Below are 20,376 nucleotides of genomic sequence, written 5' to 3' on the forward strand. Positions count from 1 at the left end.
CGATTCTTAGTATTATAACTTTAGTTCGTCAATCATATCCGACCAAGACGGTGGTGTATAATTAAATTCAGAACGAAAACGCGATGAATCAAGGCTCCTATCACAAAAGAAGTTCTCATTTGGAATTATCTCAATATCATGTCCTAATTTTTCGGCAATTAATTGAAGTAAATCATATTTACTTATAGGATCACTTGAAACCTGATAAACACCATATGCCATAGGGAAATCGCAAAGAATCGAATTAATAATTCTTGCCATTTCAATAGTTGTAAATCCAGTAAATATTGCGTTCTTAAACCCTTCAATCGGTCCTTTTTGGGAAAGAAACCAATCTAACAAACTGGAATGTCTTGACAGTTCCCGTCCTATAATAGAGGTTCTTAAAGTTAAACAATTGTTTCCATGAACTTCGCCAAGAAACTTAGTCCTACCGTAAATATCCTGAGCATCTGAAAAGTCATTTTCCTGATAATTTCCCCTTCGGCCAGAAAATACACAATCGGTACTCAAATGGATAAAACGAGCTCCAATGCTGGCACAAAATTCCGCTAGTTTATGTGGCAATAGCGAGTTAATTTCAAGGCTCGGAATTATTTCTTTTGAATCTGACCTTTGCTTAACAATTCCAACTCCATTTATTACTGCCTCTGGTTGGAAATGCAATATAATTTCGAATAATCTTTGAGAATCTCTGGCATCTATTTCAAAAAAAGAATTAGTATTATCAAATGTGTCCAAATGAAGGTAGGCATTTAGTCCTTGCCTTAAAGTTACCTTTACTTCATGTTGTATTTTCAGAGATTTATAAAGCTGGTGTCCGAGCATCCCATCTCCGCCTAGAATCAATATTCGCATATTAAATATTTTTAAGTTCCTCTTGTATATAACTAAGTCCCAAGAGTTTTTCCTTAATTTCCGGAATTGTCAATCTCTTAGTATTATGCGAGTTGTAATCATCTAATCTCGAAATTTCTTCTTCACCTTCAGTAAAGTATCTTCCATAATTGAGATCACGGCCATCTGGTACAATGCGGTAATAATCCCCCATATCTTCTGCCTTCGACATTTCTTCGCGCGTTAACAGCGTTTCATATAACTTCTCCCCATGTCTTGTTCCTATAATTTTAATTTCAGTATTAGAATCAAACAATTCTTTGAGTGCCACCGCTAAATCCAAAATGGTTGATGCAGGAGCTTTCTGTACAAATATATCACCCTGACTAGCATTATTAAATGCATACATGACCAAATCTACAGCATCTGATAACGACATCAGGAAACGCGTCATCTTTGGATCTGTAATAGTTATAGGCTTGTCTTCCTTAATTTGTTTAATGAAAAGTGGGATTACTGATCCCCTAGAAGCCATCACATTACCATATCTAGTACTGGTAAATGTAGTTTTGTCTTCAGGTGTCATTCTTGCTTTTGCAGACATTAATTTTTCCATCATAGCTTTAGAAATCCCCATAGCATTAATTGGATATACAGCTTTATCAGTACTTAAGCAGATGACTTTCTTAACGTTATTTGCAAGTGAGGCATTTAAGACGTTTTCTGTTCCCAAGACGTTGGTCCTCACCGCCTCAACTGGATAGAATTCACATGAAGGAACCTGTTTAAGAGCTGCAGCATGAAATACGTAATCTACACCGGTTGACGCAGCATAGACACTATCATAATTACGCACATCTCCAATATAGAACTTAACTTTTTCGCTATTTAGTTCTATTCGCATGTCCTCTTGCTTCTTTTCGTCTCGACTTAAGATTCTTATTTCCTTAATATCTGTTTGCAGATATCTTTTAAGAACAGCATTACCAAAGGATCCAGTTCCTCCGGTTACAAGTAGTATTTTATTTTTGAGCATATATTATTTACAATACCTTTTTTGTCCTTCTGTACAAAGGATAAATTATATTATTTGCGAATGTATAAATTAATATGGCTGTTTAAAAATAATGTGATGAAATGAATTCAAGATCCTATTTTTAACGATTTCCAGCCATATTTAATCTATTGTGATTGAATGGTTCTCTTTTGATGTATAATTAGATCCATAGCTTGCTATTATTAAATTCTCCATTTATAATTTTTTCATGGAAGTCAACTTAACTGTTTATTTTCCAATAGATAAAATTAACATCAAGTTGTCCTGTAATATGTATTATTTTTTTTCTTTTCTATAGACCTTCTTATAAGTAAAACAATTAAAATAACTGGCAATATGGTCTTCACCAATGGGGTAAGGTGATAAAATATAGTATATTTTAATGTCAAAATACATGTAGCATAACAGTACACGTAAATGATTACTGACCACCATTTTGAACTCCGCTTAATAAACCACTTCATGATGAAAGCAAAAAACATTCCATTAATTAATCCTCTAAAAAACAAATCTATTTCACCTCCCCATATTGCACTATCAGCGATTGGACCTAATGTAAACGGAGCTATGGTGGATTCAGGAAAATAATTTTTTGCATACCAAGCCATGGGGTTCCACCGCTCAAAATCACCAAATGTCACTATAGAAATAAAGTCATTAAAGAACATTTCCCATTCTACAGAGGGCAGAGAATTTGCATTTCTTTCCGCGTAAAGATGAAACCCTGGATAATATACCGCACCGAATTCTGATGCAGACTTAATCCCATCGCTAGATACAGAATCTTTCAAATCACTTACAGATCCTAGCTGCCGAACAAATTCAACAACAGAAAATAAAGCTGCCAAGGAAATTCCCACTATCAGACCCTTTCTCAATGTAACCTTTTTTATTAAAAAATTATACAAGCAAAACGATTCTAATAGTATAATTAATGCTTGAATACGCGAACCAAAGGAATATACAATTTCGTATGTACAAATAACAACAACAACAATAGGTATAAAAAACTTATACTTTTTATAATCCAGAAAAAGAAACAAGAGCAATAATGAGTAAAACCCCTGATTAAAACGTACACATAAAGAAACAAATTTCCTTACTATCCATGGTAAATGATCATATCTTGTATAGTGATCATAATATGATGCCACAGGAGCGGATAACAATAATGTCGACAATAAACAAACACCTATTAGGATAAATAGAAAAAAAATGACCAAATCATTTCTACTATTATTTTTCTTTATAATATCACTACTTATCCTACTTGTTCCCCTCCACAATATATAGCCTAAACCAATGGCAGTGAAAAATAAAACATGCCGCCATAAATGAATGCTTAAATCTGGCGGAGAAGGGAGTAAACGGGAAAGTGGATCGCTTGAATCTTGGGCTGCGATAAAAGCAAAAGCTGGAAAAAGTGTATAAACTAATAGAAGTCCTAAATAAAGGAATCCAATTTCGCCAAACAAATTATCTCCTACCTTCCACTTTAAAAAAATAGTAAAAATGCCAAACAATGATAACATCGCTATTGTCGGTTGTAAATAGTATTGTAGATATTGCTCAAAGAATTGTCTAATTAACAAACTTGCAATTCCCCATATTAAGAGTATGCATGCTGAATAGATAATAACTTCTGCTTTCTTAAACATTTTCAAATGAATAGCTTTAAAATGATTTATAAGCTTGACAGCCTAAACCAATACAAATTAAAAGTCGATAATGTGAAACAATCCTACAACCAAGCTTCTTCGTTTGGTAACGCTGCTCCCTTACTTTTACCAGATAGGCCATATTTAATTGAATTTTTTATAAAACCGAGTAAAGTAGAAAAGGTTAATTTAGGAATAATTTGATGAATATAATTTGCCACGTATACGGCATCATATACATTATGAATATTAAACTGGTTTGCGTCAAGATATATTCTTCCTGCACTAATAGCATTTCCTTCTAAAGTATTTCGCTTGTTTCTATGCGCAGATCTCACCTTGGATTTAAAAAAATCTTCTAGGCCATGATATTTCGCAATTCTATGAAGGATTCCTAACTCTCTCGAAACTTTATCATAAGCAAACAAATTGTCTGATAGTTCAGAGATACTTTGGGTTAATAGTTGTTTAAAATCTATCGGGGGAAAAATTCCAGGCCACCCGGGAAGATCTCTTGCCGTCAAAAGATAATCGGCAGTCATAACTGTAATAAGTGGAGAATATTCTTGCGTTGCCAATTCCCTATGCATTGGAATATTTTTCGCCTTTTTAAAAAAATCTTCTGATCGTGAATTGGCTTCCTTTGTATCAGAAAGGTATCCTACACCTTGGGATGTAGGTGAAACACCATGCATTGAAAATGGGTTTTCAGTGAATGCATAGGTCTCAACTTCCCCAGCCAAAACTATTCCAGAATAACCATCGGGGGTAGAACATGCATAAAATCTTCCATCAGAAGACCTGCTTCTAACCTTATCTACTAATCGTGTAGAAACGACACTCTTCACATAAAACATCGGTGACTCTATATCTGAAACATAGCTTAAATTTTTTGCCTGCCTTTCTAAAAACTGTTTAGATTTAATAATCCTTGTGCCTTTCTTGATTCTACCATATTTAGCGTGTACAATCAATTGGCCCGTCTCCATTTTTGTTTTTGGATAAAAATATGCTGGGGCAGGCCATGTTAAAATCTCCTGACCAGTAGCTTCTAAGATTTCCCACATTCTGCTAATTCCATAAGGTAATAATGCGTCATCACCTCCAAGAGCAAGAACATAACCAGGTTTAACTTGATCTAAGGCAAATTCGAAGTTATCTCTCATACCCACACTTTCTCCGTTACCAGGACTTACGTAACGTATCCTGGGATCTTTGCGAGCAGCTTCCTCAACAATCTCTTTCAAGTTGTCAGTACTACCGTCGTCAGAAACTATAATTTCAAGATTTTCATAATCTTGAAGAGAACATGTCCTAAGTGTATGATACATATAGTCTGAGCGATCTTTAGTCGGTATAATTACCGTGAATAGAGGTTTACTAGGACTTGTTGACATGATTTTAAGCTATAGGTAATTAATTATTTTTTTTTTAAACGTCTGGAATCAAAATATAGAGTAACCCCAATTGTAATTATACCAGTTACAGCAATCCAACTGATGTTAAGCCAGTTATTTTGATGAGCGGGCATAAGAAAATTTGAGATTGTAATTATTGCAATGCTTATAATAAGTGGCAATGCTAGTACATGAAGATACCATTCCAAAAACTGCCCTACTAACAGCCTTTTATGCATCAACCACAGCCCAATTGTAATGTCAGAAATGCCGTGTAATAACCAAATCACAGTTGCACCTGCTGTCCCATATTTGGAAACTGACCAAACAGCAACAGGAATCCCTAGAATTAAGGCCCCCCCCATCATATAAATATGTAGGCTTGTCCAACCATGCGCTTGCTGATATGCAGCAGGTAACCACATTAAGCCAGAACAGGTGATACCTATAATAAGAAGTCTAAACACACGAACTATTGTTGGATCATTATATCCTATCCAAAATTGAAACAGCTGCGGAGCGAACCCCCATCCTATAATTCCTAAAGGAATAATTACAATTGCCATAATCTGGCAACTTTTAAAATATTCTTTTTTAAGACTTTCATAATCCCCTAAAGAGATTAATTCAGCATATCTTGGGAAAAATGCTCTATAAAACGGTTGGATTCCAAACTGCAATAAACCTGTCGCAGTAAAAGCGATAGCATACTTCCCCAATTCCGATGTTGGAACAATCTTGCTTAAAATTATCCTGTCTGCATTGGACAGCATGATGGCAACAAAAGAAGTTATGGCCATACCTGCAGAGAATTTCCATAAGTCCTTAAGAATAAAAAACTTAAATATCGGCTTTCGTAAATCGCTGCCTGATAACATAGTCCAGACTATAACTCTACTCAAAAAGGTCTGTAAAATGGCTACCATTAATTGGTAGCAAAAAAACCAGAATAAATCATTACGCCAAAGTAAAATTAACACTCCGCCTCCGTGTCTAAGAATATTCCCTCCAATTTGAATTATATTCATCTTTCGATGTTCCTGTAAACCGATTAGAGCATTTGAATATATGGAATTTGGGAATTGCAAACCAAGCGTAATTGCCATCAAACTTAAGATTTGAACTAGTTCGTTGGTCGTTAGCTTAGTGACCTTTAACCAATAAATACCAAAAGCACCTGCTGCGAAATAAAGCAAAACTACTAAAGCTACTGCTATGCTCCAATAAATAGTCTCAACAGTTCTCAATAAATCACGTTGAAACTCGATATCGATATTCGAATGATTTGAAGATGCAAACTCCTTGATAATCGTTCCTCCAATTCCAAAGTCTAAAAGTCCCAAAATTATTTGCATCATTAACCATAGACTTAATATTCCATATCCCTCCATACCTAGATGGTGCACATACCAAGGCGTCACTATCACAACTAATCCACCAGTAAACAATCCACCTATTAAGTTCCAGAAGACATTTCTTATAGATCGATGATTAGTTAGGCTCTGCACGGCACTAATAGTTTTTTTAATCCTTTGATATATCATGCAATAATTTTACCCAAGCTAATGCAATAGTTTGATTTGAGTACTTATTTTGTCCAGCCTCATAAGCATTTTTACGCTTCCTATTCAAAGCAGACCGATCTGTAGATATAAGTTGTAGAGCATCGAAAAGTGCTTTGCTGTCACCAGGTTCAACTACCCACCCACAATCTTCTTCTATAACTAAAGCAGCTAGGTCTGAATTATGCGGACATATTGCCAAAATAGCTTGGCCCGCTGCGATTGCACTGTATGTCTTACTTGGCATTACAAGCTTTTCAGAGCCAGGTTTCATGGTAACCAAAGCAACATGACTTTCTCTCATTAAAAAAATCCAGTCTTGATTATTTAATGAAGGGCCTAGCTTAATCTGGGACGATAAATTACTGCCTACGCTCAGAATATTTTTCTTAAACTGACTATACATTGGGCCAGAAGCATAAAAAGAAAAAAATAAGCCATCAAGGAGATTGGTATTTTCCATTTTTAGCACTTCAATTAATGTACTAGTATCATGCATGGTACCTAAATTTCCACAGTAAATGATGTTAACAGGCAGATTATCCTCTATTAAATTCGGACTGGCATTTTTAAAAGCTTCAGCATTAGCTCCAACAGGAATGACAAAGGTTTGCGCAATGTTATCGAAGCGAGAGTTCGCGTACATTAATAACCTTTGACCTAAAAAAACATTTGCTCGCACTTTACGCATTATATATTGTACGATACGGTTTACGATACCATAGGTCCAGCCATACTGTGACCGATTATCTTCTTGAGTAAGCACATCTGGAAAAAGATCCCACACTAAGTGAACAACTTCCTGATTAGAACGTTTAAACATCAGTGATATCAGCGGCGCATAAAAAGTATTCGTGGTAACAATATTAATTGTTGGTACACTACTAGTCATTGCCTGCCAAGCCAATTTTATTGGGTATTCGATATACATCCGAAATCTTAATAAAAAACGGCTCCATTTACCAGACGCCTTTCTATAATAAACGTCTGAGATGGCAAAGCGATGCTCAACATTGAATCCATGTGCCTGTATTGAACTGACAATAGCAGCCATAAACACCGAGGCTTCAACAGACGACCAAAACACGACACGCTTATTATTGGCAATGTGAGCTCCACCACTATTATTTGCCATACCCTAGGATATAAAACTTAATAATCGTTTAGACACTAAAAAAGCAACAATAAACAAGCCTGCTATAAAACCTCCCAACAGCATTCCTAATATTTTACCAAAATGTTCTTCCGGCAAAGGTAAAATTGGCTTGTCAATCACCTGAACAAGAGGCGTTTCTCTCAATAAAGACATTTTCGCAAGTTCTAAATTTTTCACCAACTCTCCAAGGATAGTCTTATTAGTTTCAGCCAAAAATTGCGAACGTTGGATTGGTGCCGCGCGCTGCACCTGTTTTGTTGGGTTTAAGTTAGGCGTTGCATCTGATATTGAAGCAGTTTGATAAATTGCACCAGTCATTACTGTTCTTACCGAGTCTGTTTTTCGTTGTAAAATAGCAATATTTGCTAATGATTTTTTTGTTTTAGTTTGAATATAAAATTCATTTACATTTCTTACAATCTCATTATTGAAAACATCAGCAAAAAACTCGTCCTTCGCTTTTACCTCTACTTTAATTATACTAAGTTTTTTATCTATTTTTGTAACACTAAGATATTCTTTGTTAATTTCCTTTACAGCTTCTCTTAGTACGCTATCTTGCATGCGAGAAAGACTATCCTTTGAAGATGTAAAACTTATAGTTTCTAATCCAGGTTGTTTCGTATTGCCTTTCCATTTTTTTCGCCATTTGTTAAATTCAATAAATCTATCGATTAAAGGTCTATTCTCGCCATTTGGATAAACAACATTACTTAATAAAGTTTTTTGAATCATATTTCTGGATTTGTACAGCTCCAAAATGTTATCTCCCTGAAACATATTACCGCCACTACCGGCAGATCCAAGATCAATTCCAGCCATTGACGCAAGACCAGCATATTGTCCCAAGCCGGCTCCACCTTCACCGTTCTCTAAAACAAATGTTGTCGTAGCGGTATAAATAGGTTTTATCAGATAACTCAATGCTAAACCAATTAGGCTGCCCATAAGGATAAATGATATTATTACTGCCCATTTACTAAGAAGAAAACTATACCATTTACGTATTCTAATTAGGAACTCTTCCAATGAAATTTCTTCTTGTTTAGTTTCTATTGTATTACTCTCGTCAATCATTCTTAAAGCTTATTCAAAATTTTTCACGTTCAAACATCTGGAGATCATATAATATTACCTTAACAAACTAACTATAATAGCCGCTAATGACGCTAATCCTGTTCCTATTCCGATCCAGCTTTGAGCACTTAATTTTTCTCCCTCAGCCTTTTTCGGCACTAATATTTCCGCTCCCGGTTTTACTTTCGGATAGTTACTGAAGAAAAGAAATTTACTCCCAGCTTCTACCGATCCATTAGCATATTTGATGTAAGCGCCTCTTTTTAATGCACGTGAAGTAAAACCACCTGCACCATTCACATATTGCTTAAAGCTTTTTCCAGGTAAATAAACAATGCTGTTAGGATTCAAAACTTCCCCCGTCACTTTAACTGTTTGTAACTGTCGTGGTACCCGAATCACGTCACCATCTTCCACAATCAGATCATACTTGGACAAAGGTTTTCGCAAAATCTTCTCTAAATCAATACCTACCAGGTCAGATTGGATTAACTGTTGTTCTACTTCTGCCTTAACGGTGTCTTTTACGCCTGCTTCCTGCGCACGCCTTAAATTCATTAACTTTTTCTTTTCCTCGTCTCTATTATCAATTGCATTTTTATCACCAGGATTTACTTTTTCAGCGCCGGGTCTTTTCAATGAAGCGCCGTCTGTGTAAGCGGTAGGCGTCAATCCACCAGCTCGTTTGATCAGGTCTGAAATGCGCTCATTCTTCTGAGTAATTGTGTAGAGTCCCGGATATAATACTTCTCCTTCCAGTTTAACCTGTTTCTGGACCTGGTAACCTTCAGAACTACGCACAGATATTACATCAAAAGGTTTTAACACAAATTTTTTACCTAACACTTTTAGGTTCTGGTCAACACCAACAGTGAATACCTGGGCTGTTTTTGCTGATTCAGATTTCGCATCACTATTTTTAATCCTTCTGGAGATCTCTATCCTCTTAGGTGTCGCATTCTCTTTAAAGCCGCCCGCCATCTGGATTACATCCTCAAGGGTAATGTTATCGGCATAATCGAATGTTCCCGGAGCACGTACCTCTCCTTGAATACTAACTTTATATTCATCCCGCAAATCAAATAAAGACGAAATTGTGACCTTGTCTTCTCGTTGTAATAGAACATCCTCTTGTGTGCCAGTCATAATTTTAGCTACATCAAAAGAGATTAGACTTTGCGTATTGTCTACATTTAAGCGATTGATATAACCTCTATTTAAAAAAGCATCTTCAGTTAAACCATCAGCTTTGGTAATCAATCCTTTTAGCGTCAGTCCGCTCCCCAACTCATACAAACCAGGGCGGAAAACCGCTCCAAGAATCTCTACTCTGTTTTGGAAACGATCCAAAATCGCCTCAACTACAAACTTATCTCCGTTTTTTGGAGCATAAGTTCCAAAATCTGCAGCGGCAACATCCATTATCCGCCGTTCTTTATCCGTATTCTGGAAAGACTTGATCTTAGCAGTATAAGCCTGAGGTGTAAAACCACCTGCAAAACCAATCAAATCTTGCAAACTCTCCCCTGTAACCACTTCAAATAAAGCGGCATTTTTTACCTCGCCCAATATTTCCACGCGTTTTTCGAAAACAGGCACATTAATCACATCCTGATCCTGTAAACGCAAATTATTTTGCTGAATTCCTCTTAACAAGAAATCATAAACATCAATTGTAGAAACCACCTTGTTGTTACGGATCAATTGAATTTTACGAAATGAACCGTTTTCAGATGGACCACCAGAAGCATACAGGGCATTATAAACCGTGGCTAATGATGATAAGGTATAAGTGCCGGGCTTGGTTACCTGACCTGTTAACACTACCTTTATACTCCTGATATTTCCAAGGTTAATTGATACATTAGTACGTCCTGATCGCAGCGAAGGGTAAGTTTTGCCCATTGCTGCACGAATTTTTGATGTAGCCTGTTCGATTGAAAGTCCTCCTACTGCAATTCTACCTACATATTGTAAATTAATAACACCCTCAGGACTAACCTGCAGGTTATAGCTAGCTTCGTTATCGCCGGTTAAGTCAATTAACAACTTATCATCCGGCCCAATCACATAACCCTTAGGTGTAGCAATCCGTAAATTAGGCTCAAAAGTGATGTTACCGTTTTTGAACAGTTCAGATCCAAATATTTTCGGTCCAATTTCTTCATCTTTTACTTTCTTTTCGTTGTCTACAGCCCCACCATCCGTAGTCTCACTATTTTCACGACCTGTATTGGTTGCTTTATTCTCGCCTTGCACAGCAGTAGCAGATCCTTGTTTTTTAACCTTTTCAACCCTCAACTTCAGTTTTTGAATCTCATCCTGCTTCATCCCTTGCGCAGCTGCCAATTGTTCCAGTTGAGCTTCGCTATAGCCAATGGATTCCGCTCTTTTGATCATCTGCAATATCTGGGCATCAGACAATTCATCCACCTTTACATTTGCGTAATTAGCCTGAGAAAAAGCCTGATGACAGACCAGAACGGAAAATATAAGGAGTATTGCAGCTATCGTTCTTTTAAAGTTCATATTTTTAGAGAGAGGTAATGGTTTATTTATCATTTTATTTCTTTAAAGCCACAGGCATATTAACCAACGACCACTCATTTCAAATATTATTATCCAGATGAAACAGATTGAGTACAGTAATGTTATGCATGGTTAAGAGACGTAATTCTATCTTTTTATATGTAACTTTCATAGGGTAGATGCTAGTTGATATATTCGGCTGCAAATATATCAAATTAATTGAATTGTGATCAAATTGTCGCATGTGCTCCAACTATTTATTGCTCCCCAAATGAACCTGTATGCCTACCGTAACCGGATTTAACAGCCATTCCATCTTATTATATTTATTAAAAGTCCGCGTATTATTCGCATCAGCCGCCACCATCTCCTGTCGTTCATAAGAATAAAACATCTCCAGGTTACTTTCTGCGAAAATAGAAATCATAGCAACCGGATTAATTTTGATCCCAATGATAGGCGCTGCAGTAAAACCGGTTTTACTGGTTTCTACGCCGTTAGGCCCCAAATCCGCGTCTCCCGATGCCAAGGCGCCATTTTTATTAACCAGCGTACCATCAAACTTATTATACCTGAAACCAATATCAAAACCAAAATAAGGCTGAATCCTCGAGAAGTTGATATTTTTTTCAAAACCAAGCTTAAAGGAGTAATCTGTCATTTTACCATTAGCTTCCTGGCAACCCACACAATTGTTCACCAGTTTGATATCCTCCTTAAGGTAACTCCCACCCAACCTGTAGCTAATCTGGTTGTCATTAAACTTGATCATCCCACCCCGAAATGAGAAATCTGAAAACTTCTCGGAGTTTTTCTGGTTTAAAATTTTGGGCATTTGCATCAGGCTGTAGCCATTCACCGCAATGCTGTAGTTATAGTCGCCGTTCATCTGCGAAAAGGCGGCATCCCCTAATAGTAGAATTAATAGGACAGTTAGTAGATTTTTCTTCATTTATTTCCCCCCCGGGCATTATTAGTTATCCAAATCAAATGTAAAATAATAATCGATAATTACAATTAATAGTTGAATTTCATAACCTATCATTTATTATGCCATAATATTAGCTAATAATTTGAAATGGCTACAATATTTCAAATCGGGGCCTGAAAGTTGTTCTTTGATTGACATCTCAATATCCCTAAAAGAAAGCAATGAACACAATAAGTAAAAACATCAAACATTTACGCCAAAAGAAAGCCTGGAGCCAGAGGGAGGTTGCCAGACAGTTAAATATTTCGATCCCTGCTTTTGCTAAAATTGAAAATGGCATCACAGATGTAAACGTAAAGCGCCTGGAACAAATTGCCAACTTATTTGAGGTTTCTGTCCTGGTACTGATGGCTGAGAATGGAGAAAACCCACAATCTAAGCATTCCATACATGTTAAAATGCTGAACGTCAAACTGGCCAAAAAAGAGGAGGAGCTTATCGAGCTTCAAAAAAAGGTAATTGAGTTATACGAAGAAATAGAAGCGAAAAATAAAACGAACGCGACTTCCGATTCCAACATTAAATAATTACGTATGTTTGTCTGCATGTCAGCAGCAAATAAGCCACATATTGCAATTATCGGATTAGGCTATGTAGGGCTACCCCTAGCCATTGAATTTGCCAAACAATACAAAGTATTGGGCTTTGATATTGACGAAGAAAGAATAAAAGACCTTACCGAAAATAAAGACCGCACCAAAGAGGCCGATTTAAATGCCTTACAAAGTGTACTGGGAAAAGGCCTCAAGCTGTCCTCCGATCAAGCCTTGCTAGCAGCATGCAATGTCTACATCGTAACGGTTCCAACTCCTATCGATCAGTTTAAAGCACCAGACTTAAAGCCCCTGTTAAGCGCGTCTAAAATGCTTGCGCAGCAATTATCAAAAGGAGATGTGGTCATTTACGAATCTACCGTTTATCCTGGTTGCACCGAAGAAGATTGTGTACCGATACTGGAAAAACACTCTGGCTTAAAATACAATGCCGAATTCTATTGCGGCTACTCTCCGGAGCGGATCAATCCCGGCGATAAAATAAATACCCTAACCAAAATCATCAAAGTTACTTCAGGCTCAACCCCCGAGGTCGCCGATTGGATTGACAAATTATACGCCAGCATTATCACTGCAGGCACCCACAAAGCGCCGAGCATAAAAGTTGCCGAAGCTTCAAAAGCCATAGAAAATGCCCAGCGTGATGTAAATATCTCCTTTGTCAATGAACTGGCCCTGATATTTGACAAGCTGGATATCGACACTGCCGATGTAATCGCTGCCGCAGGCACCAAATGGAATTTCCTGAAATATAAACCAGGCCTGGTAGGCGGGCATTGTATAGGAGTTGATCCTTACTACCTGGCCCATAAATCGAATTCTCTAGGTTATACCCCGCAGGTGATCCTGTCGGGCAGAAGAGTGAACGAAAACATGGGCATTTTTGTAGCCAGCAAGGTTGTCAAGATGATGATCGCCAAAGGATCTCCTGTAAAAGGGGAAAAAGCGCTGATCCTGGGCTTTGCATTTAAAGAAAACTGTCCGGACATCAGAAACACCAGGGTTATTGACATCTACACCGAGCTGCAGCAATTTGGTATGGAAGTAAATGTTTACGATCCCTGGGCAAATGCTGATGAAGTAGCAGGGGAATATAACATCAAGTTAATACCACATTTAGCCGCTGACGATGAATATAAAGCAATTATTATCGCTGTTGCCCATAATGAATTTCTTGAACTGGATTACCAGAAATATAAAGATACAGGTGCGATAATCTTTGACACCAAATCTTTCATCGACCGCAAGTTTGCAGATGCAAGGTTATAATTTCAATTAAAATTTTTGAGTTAATTTTTGGCAGCCGGTCGAAGGCCGCGCCTGCGAGCTCATTTCATTCGCAACCCAGCCAATGCCTTCTCTCCGTCATACCAAAAATTATATAAAACCAGGCAGATATTAACATTGAACTGATCCACAGGTATTTTAGCCTCAATCAAATCACAACTTCCTATAGCCCAGATAGTATCCAACCATAATAACTGCCAATACAATATAAATCCAAAATTTAAGAGGTTGAGTTTGCTTAGTGACTATTTTCGTTTGCTCACTAACTTTTTCCTTCGCTTTTAACTGTCCGGATTTAGCCAGATCAGTTTGCTCTTTGATATGCTGGAACTGGTAAAACCCACTGTCAGTCCAATAAGTAAATACCTGAGTTTCTTTATTGGCGTTCTTCAAGATCAGCATATTGGCCTCTAATTGCTTAGATGAGGATTTGCTTTCCTTATTGCTGGTTATGGTTGTTTTTTTGAATAAGCTGCAGCCTGCAAAGAACAGGGCAAGGTAAAACAGCTGTAAAACACATAATATATATACTGGTTTCATTTTACACCTCCTTTCCCAATCCAGTCCGCATAACAGCGAATGGTTCTAAAATGCCTGGTTCTGGCATAAACCCCATCTCCTTCCCTGCTTCCGGGCAAGCTGGTATTGGCTTCAATGGTGTGTATCCAGTCACCTTTTATCTGCGAAACGAAACCACAATGCGCTATTCTTTTAAGTCCCGGAAAATAGATGCCAAACACTAATCCCTTTCCCTCATCTCGAGGGAAACGAAGCGACGAGAGATCTCTTGAACTATTCCCAACCACTCTTTCCTTCGGAAATAAGGCCGGAGACCAGGCTGTTCTGGGCTGATCATATCCGGCTTTTTTGAAAACCCAGGAAATAAATGCCGCGCAGTAAGGATGGCCTTTGGGTAAGCCAACAAGGGCCAGATATTCTTCAACACGCTTGCCATCGTTAAGCCCAGTAGCTTCGCGAACGCCTACCTCTGCGCGCGCTATATTAAGCACCCGCTCCGTCATTTCGAACGAGTGTAACGAGGAGAAACCTCTTGAACCATGCCTAAACAAGAGGTCTCTCACATTCGTTCGAGATGACGAGGAGGTGATGGATATCCGCGATGGAACGGGGAGTGATGTTTGGAATGACGGAGCGGAGTGCGAGGTTCCCGATAACGAAGTTGTTAAACCACCGCTGCCAGCACCCCAACCGCTGCCCACAACAGCAAGCCAAACGATGCCCAATAAAATCCTAGCTGTTTCCATGATTCCATTTTTTTAAACTGTACAACCATATTGCCCAATGCTGGCAAGCCCAAACTCATCCAAAACCGCTGTAACAGCCACCAGCACAAACCGGTAACGATCAGAAAGCAGATCAGGCTCAACAGGATCAGTAACCAGATATTAGGATCAATATATCCAATCGTTGGATCCGACCCAATTAGCCAACGCTGCAACATCGGCCATAACAGCAAGAATAATCCAACTAACAGGTACCCAGCATAACTATGCCCACCGGTTTTAATAAATCTATTTGCGAAGAGGTTTCTTTCGGAAACCCCATCCTTTACTATTTTTAAAGTGTTCATATTTTTTCAATTTTAAATTACACATTTAGAGATTTCTCATCGCTTCGCTTCCTTCGAGATGACAAATACGATCAGAGATGACGATTGCAACCCGAGATGACGATTATAATAAGAAAGCTGTTCAGGCTGCGTCTGCCTTTACATGTCACACATAGTGTCCGCCCGGGTCAAATCCAGCAACCCAAACAGCCTTCCGTTAATTCAGCTTACAGTACCAGAAACGGCCCAACGTAATACGTGTCGGATACCAGTTTCTTTTTAATAGTAGAGCTAAAGCTGATGTAACAATGCACCTGATCCCCGCTGTAATCGCCAGGCAACAACAAGTTGTAACCTAAACCGGTACGGGCAGCTGCTCCCTGCAAAACAACAAAGGAGTCCTTTACAGGATTGTAAACCATCACATTGGCCCTGTCTGTTGCATCCTTGTACTTCCCGTCGGGCACCGTGTTTAACCAGCTGAAATCAATACGGGCGGCTACAGTAACATCAACTTCAATGGCATTGGCCAGTAACAGCTTTCCGCGGTTCATTTTCAGCTTGGTGTAATCGATGGTAAAATTTGGTGCAATGCCGGTAATGGCTTCCCGCAGATGATAAGACACGGCGTCGTTCATTGCACTGGCTGAACCATTTCCTGAACCAAAGCCCAGATCAATAATGTTCCCGATCCTGGCCAGAAAGCCCGTGACCAGGCCAAATTTAAACCGCTGATTGATCTGTGCCTGGGTAGCTGCCTTGTTGCTTACCCGGGGTAAACCCCTGATCACATCCAGGTTGCGCCAATAAGCTCCCACAACCGAACCTGTTTTGTTCCGGAATCCGCCGAGGACCCCCTGTCTAATAATACCCATGATTTTAAGGATTAAAAGGTGAATAAAATTTGTTAATTGCTCAAAGGAAAGCAATCCGGCAAGCCCCGGGTAGTGTATGGGGGTGGCAACACCCCCACTCAAAAACCTGCAAAAACTTCATTCAGGCCTTGTAACCGGCATAAAATTTCAGATAAAAATATTCAGGCCAGGTCAAACTCTTTGTCCAAAAGCTTCAGCATTCTTACCAGCATTGCCCTCACCGTTTTGGCTGTAGCCTGTACCACCTGGTTGTATTTATTGGTAAAACTATGCGCCGATACACTACCTTGCCCAATGCCCGGTGTTTTAAAGCTTCGGGCTATAAACTGGAACAGTTGCGATTTGGGATCTGCCATCACTACCCCTGCAGCAATCAGCAGCTTAAAAAAATAGGCCAGCGCATCTACCGAAAATGCCACTTCTATACGATAGCTTTCTACTGAAGCTTGCCCGGACAGATCCGCATCCGCCGTTTTAGCCTTTAGCTGTTCTTTGCAATAGCTGGCAAAGCCATCCGTATTAAACTTTGCCTTTACCAGCAAGGCTATCAGCCTTGAGCTAATGCCCGCTTTAAGCTCAGCTTTTGAAAGTTGAAATACCCATTGCTGGACTAGCTGCAGGCAACAGATTTGCTGATAGCTGCCGGTTTCCTGGCTAATCAGCCTGGTCATCTTACCCGCTACAATGGCCTGCAGGGTTCTATCCACCCCACCTTTATTCAATCTGCGCAGCATTTCATCTACCTGTGCGGCTACCCGTCTTGCCGCTTTAGCGTAAAGCAGTATCGGCATGCGGTCGCGCTGGTCCAGGTATTTCCGGTAATGGCTTTGCTGGTAGTCCAGTAGCCGCTCCAGGCAGTTCAAGGTGCTTTGGTACAGTACCATCATGCTATTCGGAAATTCCGGGTAATGGTATAGCGCGTCCAGCATCAGGGTACATTCCATCCTGATCTGGCCCAGGTGCCGGCATACCAGTTTACGGCTCAGGGTTCCGAACAGGATCAGCCGCATTACCTGGATCACTTCTTTAGTGATCTTAGGCAACTGGTTTACCCATTTCAAAATCTCCTCATCACCCAAAGGTTCCTGCCCGGGCGCCATCAGTTCAAATACCAGTTTCTGCAGGGTGGTTTTTGTATGCGTTCTCATGGTTCCATCCTCCCCAAATACCTGCTGTCTGCTATTTTTTTCCGGTCCGATGAGGTTACCGCAATATAAACTTCCAAAGGCTTGCCGATCAGCAATGGATCAAACTGGAAGCTGCAGGTTAAGGCCTTTCTTTTCACGCCACCGGTTAAACCGTCGGCCATCTTCAGTTCGGGGCAGTACAAAACCAGCATCAGCTGGTCATCAAATGATGCACCCGGATCTGTATTTTGCTGCCAGGTAATTTTCAGCGTATCCGGTAAAACCAGCTCCATTGCGGGCTGGTCCAACTGGGGCAGTTCGCCTGCACTGATGATCACCTTACTGTAGTCTACATCCAGGTTGGGATAAACACCTGTAATGGCCAGGTGAAAATTGGCCGAAAATGCCACATTGATCTCTGATTTCCGGATGGCTTTTTTTGAAAAGCCAATGGTAACATAAGGATGAAAAGGCACCAGCCAGTTTTGCACAAACTTAAATTTCTGTTCGTTGGCTATCTGCGCCTCCGTACGGGGAACTTTTGTTTCCTTTTTAGGTCGTACTTCGCGCAAATACGCGATCCCTTTCCAGGATGATCCGATAACCGGCCCTAATTTCCCTGAAATCGGGCCAAATATTCCTTTTAACAATCTTGCCATGATAAATCTGATTTGATGAGTAAATAAATAAATTGTTCATCTTCGCTACAGCTCTGGTAAGCATGGGCCGCTACCGGAGCAGTAGCCATCCGCTACCCAAGTAGTACCGGAACCGGCCATGCCACAGGCCTGAACAAGGCCATGCTATGGCGATGATGCGTATAGAAAGAAGGCCCGGCAATACGCCGGGCCTTCAGCCCCCAAAACAAAGGACTCTTGTTTAACCTGAAAAGGCTTAGTGCTGGTAAATCACTTCTGACGGTACGCCAAGACTGGTAGGCGTACCAACAGCACACTCGTCGTAAGTACCACTGCAGCCAAAGTAATTCTGGGCATCAGTTTTAGTGCCTACAAAAGGGTTTTGTTCTTCAGGCAGCGGCTCACCACCGGTCCGGTTCCAAGTGTACTCATTTTCATTAGCACCTGGCAGGTTTACCACTTTTGATGCAATTGCACCGGTTACAGCTACAGATAAGGCAACAGCCATCATGCATTTTTTGAAATCAATTTTCATGTTTTTGTTTTTAAATGATTAATAAGATTTGTTGTTTATATATTCAGATCTGGAATATCACATTAAATAAAGCGCCCGTCATTAGCCCCCCAACCCGTCATCATTGTGCATGCCCCATAACGCTATCCCGCCGATAAACATAAAACTGGCGTTAAAAAACAGGTGGTGCTTCCAGGATAGCAAACTCAACACCCCACCACAAGTGCAGCCCAGCTTTAAACCAGACAGTAACATACCGCCTATATATACTTCAAACACCCCCAGCAAAATCAGAGATGCCCAAAGCCCCTTCCTGCGCCAGGCAGATACGCATAAAGCAAGAACAATAACAGCTTCAACCAGTGGCAACAGCACAGCCAGTACAGGCGCCAAAGTCTGCATCAGCACCAAAGGCGAAAGCCGCATCTGGAAAATGAACTTATCGTATTCCAGCACTTTAGTCAGTGCCGTATAACCAAACAAGATCATCAGTAGCGCTATGCATGTTTCAATAAGTATCATTTTTGCCTTCATCTATTTTTGTTTTTAGCAGTAAAATTGCTTTCTTCTCACTCTGAGGGGAACGGCTGTTTTACCTTTGATATGAAACAAAAATAGCCTCCCCGAAGGAAGGCTAAAAACCTATTTAGGTACCCGAAACAACCTTTTTAGGTACTTACTGTATCCGGGCATAGCTGCCTGGCCTCAATCAATGTACTCTTAGTGATACCGGTAAAACTACAGATCTCCTTGTTGCTCAACCTCCATACCCCATTAACCAGAAATTCAGGAAACTTCTGCTTACATACGCAGTAGCGCATCTTTTTGTCTACCATCTGCAGTATCTCTGTTTGCAAATCCTTGCGCGCAGTTTCGGCTGCTCTGATCTTTTCGGTTAGCTTATAGGCAACAGTATGTTCTTCATAGATGTTATCCATGCAAAAATTGCTGATGCTGACCAGCTCACAATCTTCCATCAGTTCTATGTACAATACTTCGTTTACCAAACGTTCCCTAAAGGCTTCCAGTAGCACCACAATGCTTCCGGCGGCCCATATAAAGCGGATCTTCTCTTCGCCGGTTTGTGCATCAAGGCTATACAGTTTAATCAGCCCTTTCCGCAGGTAATGGGCTTCGGTCATCAGCATATCCGGTTGTAATAGCAAATGCCCTTTTAGCTTAAAGTGAGGCTTTAAGGTATTCATCAGTACCAAGGCAAGTGCGCCCATGGAATTTGAATCAGGTAATAAAGAGGCCAGGTAGTTTACTACTTCTTGTTTCCATTCCAGTAGCTGAGCTTCGGTTAATTTAAATAATCTTTTGTTCATGTTTAATTTTAATTAGTTAATTATTGATGCACAGCGTTCATATATCCCTATTTCCCCCTTATGATCGCTAATTCCCTAAAAAAAATTATTGCTTTAAGTGTCTTTCATAGTTGTTGTTTTTAAGTGAATAGATAGGTTAGTTGTTTTTAAAGGTCACAGAAAAAATTTTTCCTGTTCCACGTAATCGCCAGAAAATGTTTAATGGATTTAGTACCGGTT

At 39.5% G+C, this 20,376-nt stretch carries 20 protein-coding genes; 2 read left to right on the top strand and 18 right to left on the bottom strand.

Translation table 11 applies throughout. The features are described from left to right. Nucleotides 1-12: 12 nt before the first annotated feature. The 9 genes from R2Q85_RS08965 to R2Q85_RS09005 form a co-directional block, all read right to left on the bottom strand. Nucleotides 13-858: an SDR family oxidoreductase gene (locus R2Q85_RS08965; RefSeq protein WP_316811425.1), complete on the bottom strand. Its 846-nt coding sequence runs from the start codon at nt 856-858 to the stop codon at nt 13-15. A 1-nt stretch (nt 859) separates the two neighbouring features. After that, nucleotides 860-1,873, bottom strand: a complete 1,014-nt coding sequence (locus tag R2Q85_RS08970) for a nucleoside-diphosphate sugar epimerase/dehydratase (protein WP_316811426.1) — start codon at nt 1,871-1,873, stop codon at nt 860-862. Nucleotides 1,874-2,148: 275 nt separating this feature from the next. Next, complete coding sequence (locus tag R2Q85_RS08975) at nt 2,149-3,552, bottom strand: hypothetical protein (RefSeq protein WP_316811427.1); 1,404 nt, start codon at nt 3,550-3,552, stop codon at nt 2,149-2,151. 83 nt (nt 3,553-3,635) lie between these two features. Then, the gene (locus R2Q85_RS08980; protein ID WP_316811428.1) at nt 3,636-4,949 is read right to left on the bottom strand and encodes a glycosyltransferase family 2 protein; all 1,314 of its coding nucleotides are present in this window, start codon (nt 4,947-4,949) and stop codon (nt 3,636-3,638) included. A gap of 23 nt (nt 4,950-4,972) precedes the next feature. After that, a complete protein-coding gene (locus R2Q85_RS08985) occupies nt 4,973-6,493 on the bottom strand; it encodes a lipopolysaccharide biosynthesis protein (RefSeq protein WP_316811429.1) in 1,521 nt (506 codons plus the stop codon). Further along, nucleotides 6,474-7,646 (bottom strand): glycosyltransferase, encoded by a 1,173-nt coding sequence (locus R2Q85_RS08990; protein ID WP_316811430.1) that lies wholly within the window; start codon nt 7,644-7,646, stop codon nt 6,474-6,476. Before R2Q85_RS08990 ends, R2Q85_RS08985 begins: the two co-directional genes overlap by 20 nt. 3 nt (nt 7,647-7,649) lie before the next feature. Further along, a complete protein-coding gene (locus tag R2Q85_RS08995; protein WP_316811431.1) occupies nt 7,650-8,744 on the bottom strand; it encodes a lipopolysaccharide biosynthesis protein in 1,095 nt (364 codons plus the stop codon). Between the two features lie 54 nt (nt 8,745-8,798). Further along, nucleotides 8,799-11,273: an SLBB domain-containing protein gene (locus R2Q85_RS09000; protein WP_316811432.1), complete on the bottom strand. Its 2,475-nt coding sequence runs from the start codon at nt 11,271-11,273 to the stop codon at nt 8,799-8,801. Between the two features lie 253 nt (nt 11,274-11,526). Continuing rightward, a complete protein-coding gene (locus R2Q85_RS09005; protein WP_316811433.1) occupies nt 11,527-12,225 on the bottom strand; it encodes a hypothetical protein in 699 nt (232 codons plus the stop codon). A 200-nt stretch (nt 12,226-12,425) separates the two neighbouring features. Here R2Q85_RS09005 and R2Q85_RS09010 point away from each other — a divergent pair, with 200 nt between their 5' ends. Together R2Q85_RS09010 and R2Q85_RS09015 are read left to right on the top strand one after the other, a co-directional pair. Then, entirely contained in the window at nt 12,426-12,791 is a 366-nt protein-coding gene (locus R2Q85_RS09010) for a helix-turn-helix transcriptional regulator (protein ID WP_316811434.1), read from the top strand. Nucleotides 12,792-12,797: 6 nt separating this feature from the next. Further along, nucleotides 12,798-14,087 carry a nucleotide sugar dehydrogenase gene (locus tag R2Q85_RS09015; protein WP_316811435.1) on the top strand — a complete coding sequence of 430 codons (1,290 nt, stop codon included), beginning with the start codon at nt 12,798-12,800 and terminating at the stop codon, nt 14,085-14,087. A gap of 171 nt (nt 14,088-14,258) precedes the next feature. Here the strand turns inward: R2Q85_RS09015 and R2Q85_RS09020 are convergent, their stop codons facing one another. The 9 genes from R2Q85_RS09020 to R2Q85_RS09060 all read right to left on the bottom strand — a co-directional run bounded on the left by R2Q85_RS09020 (nt 14,259) and on the right by R2Q85_RS09060 (nt 20,157). Continuing rightward, a complete protein-coding gene (locus R2Q85_RS09020; RefSeq protein WP_316811436.1) occupies nt 14,259-14,645 on the bottom strand; it encodes a hypothetical protein in 387 nt (128 codons plus the stop codon). After that, a complete protein-coding gene (locus R2Q85_RS09025; protein WP_316811437.1) occupies nt 14,642-15,370 on the bottom strand; it encodes a hypothetical protein in 729 nt (242 codons plus the stop codon). The genes R2Q85_RS09020 and R2Q85_RS09025 overlap by 4 nt, the downstream gene beginning before the upstream one ends. After that, nucleotides 15,289-15,696 (bottom strand): hypothetical protein, encoded by a 408-nt coding sequence (locus R2Q85_RS09030; RefSeq protein WP_316811438.1) that lies wholly within the window; start codon nt 15,694-15,696, stop codon nt 15,289-15,291. The genes R2Q85_RS09025 and R2Q85_RS09030 overlap by 82 nt, the downstream gene beginning before the upstream one ends. A 206-nt stretch (nt 15,697-15,902) precedes the next feature. Beyond that, nucleotides 15,903-16,550 (bottom strand): DUF6266 family protein, encoded by a 648-nt coding sequence (locus R2Q85_RS09035; protein ID WP_316811439.1) that lies wholly within the window; start codon nt 16,548-16,550, stop codon nt 15,903-15,905. A 161-nt stretch (nt 16,551-16,711) separates the two neighbouring features. Next, entirely contained in the window at nt 16,712-17,698 is a 987-nt protein-coding gene (locus R2Q85_RS09040) for a hypothetical protein (RefSeq protein ID WP_316811440.1), read from the bottom strand. Next, nucleotides 17,695-18,336: a DUF6266 family protein gene (locus tag R2Q85_RS09045; protein ID WP_316811441.1), complete on the bottom strand. Its 642-nt coding sequence runs from the start codon at nt 18,334-18,336 to the stop codon at nt 17,695-17,697. The genes R2Q85_RS09040 and R2Q85_RS09045 overlap by 4 nt, the downstream gene beginning before the upstream one ends. A 235-nt stretch (nt 18,337-18,571) precedes the next feature. Continuing rightward, a complete protein-coding gene (locus R2Q85_RS09050; protein WP_316811442.1) occupies nt 18,572-18,850 on the bottom strand; it encodes a hypothetical protein in 279 nt (92 codons plus the stop codon). Nucleotides 18,851-18,931: 81 nt separating this feature from the next. Beyond that, complete coding sequence (locus R2Q85_RS09055) at nt 18,932-19,363, bottom strand: MauE/DoxX family redox-associated membrane protein (RefSeq protein ID WP_316811443.1); 432 nt, start codon at nt 19,361-19,363, stop codon at nt 18,932-18,934. Nucleotides 19,364-19,497: 134 nt separating this feature from the next. Then, nucleotides 19,498-20,157, bottom strand: coding sequence for a Crp/Fnr family transcriptional regulator (locus R2Q85_RS09060; protein WP_316811444.1), 660 nt, complete (start codon nt 20,155-20,157; stop codon nt 19,498-19,500). Nucleotides 20,158-20,376 lie beyond the last annotated feature (219 nt).

This window comes from Pedobacter heparinus (assembly GCF_032678725.1).
Lineage (GTDB): Bacteria > Bacteroidota > Bacteroidia > Sphingobacteriales > Sphingobacteriaceae > Pedobacter > Pedobacter heparinus_A.

Coding starts and splice junctions, on each gene's coding strand:
- R2Q85_RS09005 (WP_316811433.1), bottom strand. CDS start 12,225: ATGAAGAAAAATCTACTAACTGTCCTATTAATTCTACTATTAGGGGAT.
- R2Q85_RS08965 (WP_316811425.1), bottom strand. CDS start 858: ATGCGAATATTGATTCTAGGCGGAGATGGGATGCTCGGACACCAGCTT.
- R2Q85_RS09020 (WP_316811436.1), bottom strand. CDS start 14,645: ATGAAACCAGTATATATATTATGTGTTTTACAGCTGTTTTACCTTGCC.
- R2Q85_RS08975 (WP_316811427.1), bottom strand. CDS start 3,552: ATGTTTAAGAAAGCAGAAGTTATTATCTATTCAGCATGCATACTCTTA.
- R2Q85_RS09040 (WP_316811440.1), bottom strand. CDS start 17,698: ATGAGAACGCATACAAAAACCACCCTGCAGAAACTGGTATTTGAACTG.
- R2Q85_RS09035 (WP_316811439.1), bottom strand. CDS start 16,550: ATGGGTATTATTAGACAGGGGGTCCTCGGCGGATTCCGGAACAAAACA.
- R2Q85_RS08985 (WP_316811429.1), bottom strand. CDS start 6,493: ATGATATATCAAAGGATTAAAAAAACTATTAGTGCCGTGCAGAGCCTA.
- R2Q85_RS09000 (WP_316811432.1), bottom strand. CDS start 11,273: ATGAACTTTAAAAGAACGATAGCTGCAATACTCCTTATATTTTCCGTT.
- R2Q85_RS09045 (WP_316811441.1), bottom strand. CDS start 18,336: ATGGCAAGATTGTTAAAAGGAATATTTGGCCCGATTTCAGGGAAATTA.
- R2Q85_RS08970 (WP_316811426.1), bottom strand. CDS start 1,873: ATGCTCAAAAATAAAATACTACTTGTAACCGGAGGAACTGGATCCTTT.
- R2Q85_RS09060 (WP_316811444.1), bottom strand. CDS start 20,157: ATGAACAAAAGATTATTTAAATTAACCGAAGCTCAGCTACTGGAATGG.
- R2Q85_RS09050 (WP_316811442.1), bottom strand. CDS start 18,850: ATGAAAATTGATTTCAAAAAATGCATGATGGCTGTTGCCTTATCTGTA.
- R2Q85_RS09010 (WP_316811434.1), top strand. CDS start 12,426: ATGAACACAATAAGTAAAAACATCAAACATTTACGCCAAAAGAAAGCC.
- R2Q85_RS09025 (WP_316811437.1), bottom strand. CDS start 15,370: ATGGAAACAGCTAGGATTTTATTGGGCATCGTTTGGCTTGCTGTTGTG.
- R2Q85_RS09030 (WP_316811438.1), bottom strand. CDS start 15,696: ATGAACACTTTAAAAATAGTAAAGGATGGGGTTTCCGAAAGAAACCTC.
- R2Q85_RS08990 (WP_316811430.1), bottom strand. CDS start 7,646: ATGGCAAATAATAGTGGTGGAGCTCACATTGCCAATAATAAGCGTGTC.
- R2Q85_RS08980 (WP_316811428.1), bottom strand. CDS start 4,949: ATGTCAACAAGTCCTAGTAAACCTCTATTCACGGTAATTATACCGACT.
- R2Q85_RS09015 (WP_316811435.1), top strand. CDS start 12,798: ATGTTTGTCTGCATGTCAGCAGCAAATAAGCCACATATTGCAATTATC.
- R2Q85_RS08995 (WP_316811431.1), bottom strand. CDS start 8,744: ATGATTGACGAGAGTAATACAATAGAAACTAAACAAGAAGAAATTTCA.
- R2Q85_RS09055 (WP_316811443.1), bottom strand. CDS start 19,363: ATGAAGGCAAAAATGATACTTATTGAAACATGCATAGCGCTACTGATG.